The organism is Streptomyces sp. SPB074 (assembly GCF_000154905.1).
Taxonomy (GTDB): domain Bacteria; phylum Actinomycetota; class Actinomycetes; order Streptomycetales; family Streptomycetaceae; genus Streptomyces.
The window spans coordinates 653,515-661,554 of record NZ_GG770539.1 but is presented as its reverse complement, the minus strand read 5'-3'; the positions used below and the strand labels follow the sequence as shown (position 1 = coordinate 661,554).

General features: G+C 73.8%; 7 protein-coding genes and 1 pseudogene. 5 read left to right on the top strand and 3 right to left on the bottom strand.

The window, feature by feature from the left end:
* On the bottom strand, positions 1-335 hold a 335-nt coding region (locus tag SSBG_RS02710; RefSeq protein WP_008744700.1), incomplete at its 3' end, for an SCO6745 family protein.
* A gap of 242 nt (positions 336-577) precedes the next feature.
* On the opposite strand from SSBG_RS02710, the pseudogene SSBG_RS02705 reads away from it, so the two are divergent.
* Positions 578-1,024, top strand: a pseudogene (locus SSBG_RS02705) (ATP-binding protein); the annotation flags it as partial.
* Between the two features lie 358 nt (positions 1,025-1,382).
* Here SSBG_RS02705 and idi read toward each other — a convergent pair.
* Positions 1,383-1,979 (bottom strand): isopentenyl-diphosphate Delta-isomerase, encoded by a 597-nt coding sequence (gene idi, locus SSBG_RS02700; protein ID WP_008744698.1) that lies wholly within the window; start codon positions 1,977-1,979, stop codon positions 1,383-1,385.
* Positions 1,980-2,182: 203 nt separating this feature from the next.
* The gene (locus SSBG_RS02695; RefSeq protein WP_008744697.1) at positions 2,183-3,094 is read right to left on the bottom strand and encodes a cation diffusion facilitator family transporter; all 912 of its coding nucleotides are present in this window, start codon (positions 3,092-3,094) and stop codon (positions 2,183-2,185) included.
* 424 nt (positions 3,095-3,518) lie between these two features.
* Between SSBG_RS02695 and SSBG_RS02690 the strand changes: the two genes are divergently transcribed.
* From SSBG_RS02690 to SSBG_RS02675, 4 genes are read left to right on the top strand one after another with little or no spacing between them, the layout of a single operon-like run.
* On the top strand, positions 3,519-5,420 hold the full coding sequence (locus SSBG_RS02690; RefSeq protein ID WP_037868785.1) for a DUF5941 domain-containing protein: 1,902 nt from the start codon (positions 3,519-3,521) through the stop codon (positions 5,418-5,420).
* Positions 5,417-6,169 (top strand): sugar phosphate nucleotidyltransferase, encoded by a 753-nt coding sequence (locus SSBG_RS02685; RefSeq protein ID WP_008744695.1) that lies wholly within the window; start codon positions 5,417-5,419, stop codon positions 6,167-6,169. The genes SSBG_RS02690 and SSBG_RS02685 overlap by 4 nt, the downstream gene beginning before the upstream one ends.
* On the top strand, positions 6,157-7,218 hold the full coding sequence (locus SSBG_RS02680) for an iron-containing alcohol dehydrogenase family protein (RefSeq protein WP_008744694.1): 1,062 nt from the start codon (positions 6,157-6,159) through the stop codon (positions 7,216-7,218). The genes SSBG_RS02685 and SSBG_RS02680 overlap by 13 nt, the downstream gene beginning before the upstream one ends.
* Positions 7,196-7,975 (top strand): CDP-alcohol phosphatidyltransferase family protein, encoded by a 780-nt coding sequence (locus SSBG_RS02675; protein WP_199781328.1) that lies wholly within the window; start codon positions 7,196-7,198, stop codon positions 7,973-7,975. Before SSBG_RS02680 ends, SSBG_RS02675 begins: the two co-directional genes overlap by 23 nt.
* The last annotated feature ends 65 nt before the right edge of the window (positions 7,976-8,040 follow it).

Sequence of the window (8,040 nt, the reverse complement as noted above, 5' to 3'; positions counted from 1 at the left end):
TCCCCGATCAGCCGCCGCAACGAGCGGTCCACCGTGCGCAGGCGCGCCCGGAGCACCTGCTCGGGGGCGGCCTTCTCCCACACGGCGGGCACGTGCCGGGCGACGAGCTCCGGCGAGAAGTTGTAGAAGCTCGCGGTCACCACCCCGGCCCCGACCGGCCCGAAGGCGGCGGCGCGGGTGGCGAGGTAGACGGCGGAGGAGTCGGTGAGCCCGATCCCGCCCATCTCTTCGCCGAGTTCGGGCGAGAAGTAGTGGAAGGAGTGCAGCGGATTGACGGCGTTGTGGCAACGCCGCGCGGCACGCTCGGGCAGCGGGGTGCGGGTCGGTTCACTCATACCCGTACGTTACCTACTGGTAGGTACGTCTGGGCAGGGGCCCGGAGGGCGGGACCGTGGCGGCACCGGGGCGCCGCGATCCGGAGCGGGCGGGTTGTGGCAAGAGACGGTCGGTGGACGACCGAAGGTGGTCGGAAACGGGCAATGGGCGATCACTTGTGGTCAGTGGGGTGGTGCGGGCCGGAGACGTGCCGACACTCGGGCGCGTGGTGACTACCGAACGCGACGACGACGAGCCGGACATGGACAGAGACGGGAGCGAGGACGCCGGGCCGAGGCCCTGGGAAGGGGTATGGCGTTTCACCGCCCCGGCCGTCGACGTCTCGGTGCCGCAGGCCAGGCACGCGGTGCGGGACCTGCTGCGGCGCCAGGGCGTCCCGCTCGGCCCCGACCTCGTCCAGGGGCTGCTGCTGATCGTCTCGGAGCTCGTCACCAACGCGGTCCGGCACGCGGCCGTCGTCTCGCCCGAGCTCGCCGTCGAGGTGGCGGCGGGTGCCGACTGGGTGCGGGTCGCCGTCGAGGACGACCACCCCTACCGGCCCACCGCGCTGGAGGCCGACGCCGGGCAGACCGGGGGGCGCGGGCTGCTCCTCGTCCGGGAGATCGTCCGCGAGGAGGGCGGCGCCTGCGACGTCGAGCACACCGCGCGCGGCGGGAAGGTCTGCTGGGCCGCCCTGCCGCTCTCGCCGCCCGCGCGGGACCCGCGGGCGCGAGTGCCGGAACGTTCCACCCGGCAGCCCGCGAGGCGGGAACCGCCCCCGCGGGAACCGGACGCGCCGGGACCCGCCGCACCGGAGCCGCCCGGGCCGTCCGCGCCCGAGCCGTCCGTGCCGCCCGCCCCCGAGCCGACCGCGTCCCGATCGGTCCCCGAGCCGGCCGACCCGCCCGGGTCCGCCCCCGAGCCCTCCGCGTCCTCCGCTCTTCGCCCGCCCGTCGAGGACCCGCCCCCGTCGTGGCCGCCCGCCGGACGGCCTCCCGCTCCCCGGCCGCCCACGTAGGAGCCCCCGCCGCCGGGCGGGGGCGGCAGGGGCGCGGGGGCCGCCGGGGTCACCAGTCGGCCGTGCCGCCCGTCAGCTCCCGCGCCGCCGGGCGCACCGCGTCCAGCACGGTCGGAAACCACGTCGAGAAGGTGTCCCGCGCGTGCCGCTCGGCCAGTTCGCGCGGCGTCACGAAGACGGTCTCGGCGATCTCCTCGGGGTCCGGGGCCAGCTCGCTCGGGGAGAGCCCGACGAAGAGGTGGTTGAACTCCTGCTCGACGAGCCCGGAGAGCGGGTCGGGGTGGTTGTAGCGCACCGTGCCGGCCTCGGCGAGCAGCGTGGGCGCGACCCCCAGCTCCTCGAAGGTGCGGCGCGCGGCGGCGGCGAAAGGGGCCTCGCCCGGGTAGGGGTGGCCGCAGCACGTGTTCGACCAGACGCCGGGGGAGTGGTACTTGCCGAGCGCGCGGCGCTGGAGCAGCAGCCGCCCCTCGCGGTCGAAGAGGAAGACGGAGAAGGCGCGGTGCAACCGGCCCGGGGGCTGGTGGGCGGCGAGCTTCTCCGCCGTACCGATGGTGGTCCCGCTCTCGTCCACCAGCTCCAGGAGGATCTCCTCGGTGCTGGCGGAGGGGGAGGAACTGTCGGCCGCGGTGGCTGATGAGATCGGCATACGCATCCTTCGCTTCTGGCTTGCCCCAAGTCTGCCGTACGCCGCCCGTGCGGCCCGCAACCGCCCGCCCACGCGTCGTGGCCGCCCCGGGCCGCGACCGGCGGGCGCCGAGCACCGGAGAGCGCGGCCCCACGGGGAGCGCCGGGGGAGGGGCCCGCCACGGGGAGAGCGCGAGGAAGAGGCCCGCCGCAGGGAGGGCCCCGTTACAGGCAGCTCCCCGCCTCGTGCTCCGCGTGCCCGGCGGGCTCCAGCTGGAAGGTGCAGTGCTCGACGTCGAAGTGGTGCCCCAGGCAGCCCTGCAACTCGTGGAGCATCTTCTCGTGGCCCACCGAGTCGAGCACGGCGGAGTCGACCACGACGTGGGCGGAGAGCACCGGCATCCCCGAGGTGATCGTCCAGGCGTGCAGGTCGTGGACGGCCCGCACCCCCGGCGTGCCGAGGATGTGCGCCCGCACCTCCGCGAGATCGACGCCGCGCGGCGCCGCCTCCAGGAGCACGTTGAGCGTGTCCCGCAGCAGCCGCCACGTGCGCGGCACGATCATCAGCCCGATCAGCAGCGAGGCGATCGTGTCCGCGTACGGCCAGCCGGTGAGCCAGACGAGGAGGGCCGAGACGATCACCGCGAGCGAGCCGAGCGCGTCGGCCATGACCTCCAGGAAGGCCCCGCGCACGTTGAGGCTCTCCTCCTGGCCGCGCAGCAGCAGCCCGAGCGAGACGCAGTTCGCGACGAGGCCCACGACACCGATCACGAGCGCCAGCGAACCGTCCGTCTGCGCGGGCTCCAGGAAGCGCCGCACCGCCTCGTAGACGACGTAGCCGCCGACCCCGAGCAGCAGCAGGCAGTTCGCGAGCGCCGCCAGGATCTCCGCCCGCGCGTACCCGAAGGTCGCCGTGTCGCTCGGCGGACGCGCGGCGACGTGCACGGCGAGCAGCGCCATGCCGAGGCCGAGCGCGTCCGTCGCCATGTGCGCGGCGTCCGCGACGAGCGCGAGCGAGTGCGAGAGGACGCCCCCCGCGATCTCGACCACCATCACGGCGAGGGTCAGTGCGAGGGCCACGCGCAGCCGTCCCCGGTGGGCGTGCGTCGCGGTGCCGTGCGCATGGTCGTGGCCCATGGGTGCCTCCCCTTCTCGCGGTCAGTGAACCCTTACCGGACCCGGCGGGGCAACACGGGGCTGAACACCGTTGTCATTGGCCTGAACAGGGGGTTTTACGGGCCTGTTCGCCGTACCCCCGGCCCACCCCCGTCCGGCCCCCGTCCTGCCGCCGCCGCTCCCTCGCCGCGGGGGCCGGACCGGGGAATCCCGTTCGTCCGGATACGCCCCCGCGCGTTTGGGAACCCGCCCCCCGATCGCGCATGATGATCACGCGTATCGGCCGTCCTCGGGCGTGAACGGGTGGTGAACCCCCGGTACACGGCATCGGATAACCTCAGCCGACGCCCGCCCCTCACGCTCCCCCCGGTGTGGTCCGCGGCGTCTGTCACCCCCCTTCGCTGCCCGGCCCGGCGCCGGGCCGGCCCCCAAGGAGTGAGTTCCTCTGTCGACCGCCATCCTCACCGGTCCGCCGGTGCCCGGCTCGCCCCTGGAGGGTGAGCTGCGGGCGCTCGGCTTCGGGGTGCGGGTCGTCACCGAGCCGTCGCAGACCCCGAGTGCCCTCGCGAGCGTCCCCGCCGGGGAACGCGTCGCACTCGTCGACTCCCGGTTCGTGGGCCACACCCATTCCCTGCGGCTCGGACTCACCGACCCCCGGTTCCCCGCCGCCGCAGTGCCCGGCGCCGTCACCGTGCGGCCCGAGGCCCGCCCCGCCCTCGCGCACGCCCTCGACAGCGCCGTGCGCGGCGCGGCGCCCGCCGCGCAGGGTGCCCCGCTCGCCCCCGCGCACCCGCTGCGCCAGCCGATGCCCGCCGAGGACGGCGGTACCGGCGGCACCGAGGTCCTGCCCGGCACGGACGCCGGGGACCCGCTGCCCGATCTGCTCGCCGGGCTCCTCGACGCGGAGGGCACGGCCGTGCACCGCCCCGACCTCGGCTCGCTCGTCGCCGCCGTACCGGAGGGCCCGCAGGAGCGCAACGAGGCGCGGCAGTCCGTGGAGGCGGTGGACGAGGAGGCGGTCCGGCTCCGCTCGGCGGTCAAGGCCCGCGACGGCTTCTTCACCACCCACTGCATCAGCCCGTACTCGCGCTACCTCGCCCGCTGGTGCGCGCGCCGCGGGCTCACCCCGAACCAGGTCACGACCGCCTCGCTGCTCACCGCGCTCATCGCCGCGGCCTGCGCCGCGACCGGGACGCGGCCCGGGTACGTCGCCGCCGGCGTGCTGCTCCTCGCCTCGTTCGTCCTGGACTGCACCGACGGCCAGCTCGCCCGCTACTCCCTCCAGTACTCGACCCTCGGCGCCTGGCTGGACGCGACCTTCGACCGCGCCAAGGAGTACGCGTACTACGCGGGCCTCGCCCTCGGCGCCGCGCGCGGCGGGGACGACGTGTGGGCGCTCGCGCTCGGCGCGATGGTCCTCCAGACCTGCCGCCACGTCGTCGACTTCTCCTTCACCGAGGCCAACCACGACGCCCGGGCCAACACGAGCCCGACCGCCGCGCTCTCCGGCAAGCTCGACGCCGTCGGCTGGACCGTGTGGCTGCGCCGCATGATCGTGCTGCCCATCGGCGAGCGCTGGGCGATGATCGCCGTGCTCACCGCGTGCACCACGCCCCGCGTCACCCTCGTCGTGCTGCTCATCGGCTGCGGCCTCGCCGCCTGCTACACGACCGCGGGACGGCTCCTGCGCTCCGTGACCCGCAAGGCGACCCGCACCGACCGCGCGGCGCAGGCGCTCGCCGACCTCGCCGACTCCGGCCCCCTGGCCCGCCTCCTGGCCCGCGCGCTGCGCCCGCTCGGCCGCGCCCTGCCGGGGATCGCGGTGCCGGTGCTCGCGCTGCTCGGCGGCGCCGCCGTCACCGCGAGCGCCGCGTTCACGCCGTACGGCTCGGCCTGGCCCGTCCTCGGCGCGGCCGTCTACGCCGTGTGCTCCGCGCTCGCCGTCACGCGGCCGCTCAAGGGCGCCCTGGACTGGCTCGTACCGCCCTTCTTCCGGGCCGCCGAGTACGGCACCGTCCTGCTGCTCGCCGCGCGCGCTGACACGCACGGCGCGCTTCCCGCTGCCTTCGGGCTCGTCGCCGCGGTCGCCTACCATCACTACGACACGGTGTACCGCATCCGCGGTGGCACCGGCGCTCCGCCCCGCCTGCTCACCCTGGCCATCGCTGGACACGAGGGCAGGACCCTGCTGGTCGCCCTCTGCGCGCTGGTTCTCGGCGGGAGCGGTTTCGCCACCGCGCTCACGGTCCTTGCCGTGCTCGTAGCCCTCGTGGTGCTCTTCGAGAGCATCCGCTTCTGGGTGTCCGCAGGGGCACCCGCCGTACACGACGAAGGAGAAACCGCATGATCGGCCTCGTGCTCGCGGCCGGCGCCGGAAGGCGTCTGCGCCCCTACACCGACACCCTGCCCAAGGCGCTGGTGCCGGTCGGGCCCGAGGGCCAGGAGGAGAGCATCACCGTCCTCGACCTGACGCTCGGCAACTTCGCCGAGATCGGCCTCACCGAGGTCGCGGTCATCGTCGGCTACCGCAAGGAGGCCGTCTACGACCGCAAGGAGGCCCTGGAGGCCAAGTACGGCCTCAAGATCACGCTGATCGACAACGACAAGGCCGAGGAGTGGAACAACGCCTACTCCCTGTGGTGCGGCCGCGACGCGATCAAGCACTCGGTGATCCTCGCCAACGGTGACACCGTCCACCCCGTCTCCGTCGAGAAGACGCTGCTCGCCGCGCGCGGCGAGGGCAAGAAGATCATCCTCGCCCTCGACACGGTGAAGAAGCTCGCCGACGAGGAGATGAAGGTCGTCGTGGAGCCCGGCAAGGGCGTCCGCAAGATCACCAAGCTCATGGACCCGGCCGAGGCGACCGGCGAGTACATCGGCGTGACCCTCATCGAGGGCGACGCCGCCGAGCAGCTCGCCGACGCCCTGAGGACCACCTACGAGCGCGACCCGCAGCTCTACTACGAGGACGGCTACCAGGAGCTCGTCAACCGCGGCTTCACCATCGATGTCGCCCCCATCGGCGAGGTCAGCTGGGTCGAGATCGACAACCACGAGGACCTGGCCAAGGGGCGGGAGATCGCGTGCCGGTACTGACGCGGCTGATTCCCTCCCCGCTCGCCGTCGACATCCGCCCCGGCGCCCTGGACGATCTCGCGACCGTGCTGTGCGACCAGCGGATCTCGGCCTCGGGCAAGCTCGCCATCGCGATCAGCGGCGGTTCCGGGGCCCGGCTGCGCGAGCGGCTGGCCCCGGCCCTGCCGGGCGCGAGCTGGTACGAGGTGGGCGGCGGCACCCTGGACGACGCGATCCGGCTCGCCGACGCGATGAAGTCCGGGCACTACGACGCGGTCGTGGGCCTCGGCGGCGGCAAGATCATCGACTGCGCCAAGTACGCCGCGGCGCGCATCGGGCTGCCGCTCGTCGCCGTCGCCACGAACCTCTCGCACGACGGGCTCTGCTCCCCGGTCGCGACCCTCGACAACGACGCGGGGCGCGGCTCCTACGGGGTGCCGAACCCGATCGCCGTCGTGATCGACCTCGACGTGATCCGCGAGGCCCCGGCCCGCTACGTGCGCTCCGGCATCGGCGACGTGATCTCCAACATCTCCGCGGTCGCCGACTGGGAGCTGTCCCACCGCGTCACCGGCGAGTCGATTGACGGCCTCGCCGCGGCGATGGCCCGTCAGGCGGGCGAGGCGATCCTGCGCCACCCCGGCGACGTCAGCCAGGACGACTTCCTCCAGACCCTCGCCGAGGGCCTGGTCATGACGGGCATCTCGATGTCGGTCGCGGGGGACTCGCGCCCCGCCTCCGGCGCCTGCCACGAGATCAACCACGCCTTCGACCTGCTCTTCCCCCGGCGCGCCGCGAGCCACGGCGAGCAGTGCGGAATGGGCGCGGTCTTCGCGATGCACCTGCGCGGCGCGGGCGAGCAGGCCGGTCACATGGCCGAGGTGCTGCGCCGCCACGAGCAGCCCGTGCTGCCCGGTGACATCGGCTTCTCGGTGGACGAGTTCGTCCAGGCCGTCGAGTTCGCCCCGCAGACCCGACCGGGCCGCTACACGATCCTCGAACACCTCAACCTGTCGACAGACCAGATCAAGGACGCGTACGCCGACTATGCCAAGGCCATCGGTAGCTGAACTCCGCCCCGTCGTCCACCCCGCCGGGGTCAAGGACCGACGCAGCGGCGAGCACTGGGCCGGCCGGATCTACATGCGCGAGATCTCGCTGCGCATAGACCGGTACCTGGTGAACACCAAGGTCACGCCCAATCAGCTGACCTACCTGATGACGTTCTTCGGCGTCCTCGCCTGCCCGGCGCTGCTGTGGCCGGGCATCCCGGGGGCCGTGCTCGGGGCCGTCATGGCCCAGCTCTACCTGCTCCTGGACTGCGTGGACGGCGAGGTCGCCCGCTGGAAGAAGCAGTTCTCGCTGAGCGGGGTCTGGCTCGACCGGGTCGGCGCCTACCTCACCGACGCCGCCGTGCTCGTCGGCTTCGGACTGCGCGGCGCCGACCTCTTCGGCACCGGCCGCATCGACTGGCTGTGGGCCTTCCTCGGCACGCTCGCCGCGCTCGGGGCGATCCTCATCAAGTCCGAGACCGACCTCGTCGGCGTCGCCCGCCACCAGGGCGGGCTGCCCGTCGTCAAGGACGCCGCGGCCGAGCCCCGCTCCTCCGGGATGGCGTTCGCCCGCCGGGCCGCCGCCGCCCTCCAGTTCCACCGGCTGATCCTCGGCATCGAGGCCTCGCTGCTCATCATCGTGCTCGCGGTGATCGACCAGATCCGCGGCGACCTCTTCTTCACCCGCCTCGGGATCGCCGTGCTCGCCGCCATCGCGCTCGTGCAGACACTGCTGCACCTCGTGTCGATCCTCGCGTCGAGCCGGCTGAAGTGACGTCCGTGACGGGCGAAGACGTGCGACGAGCGATATGAGCGCCGGGCCCGGGGCAGCGGCGCACC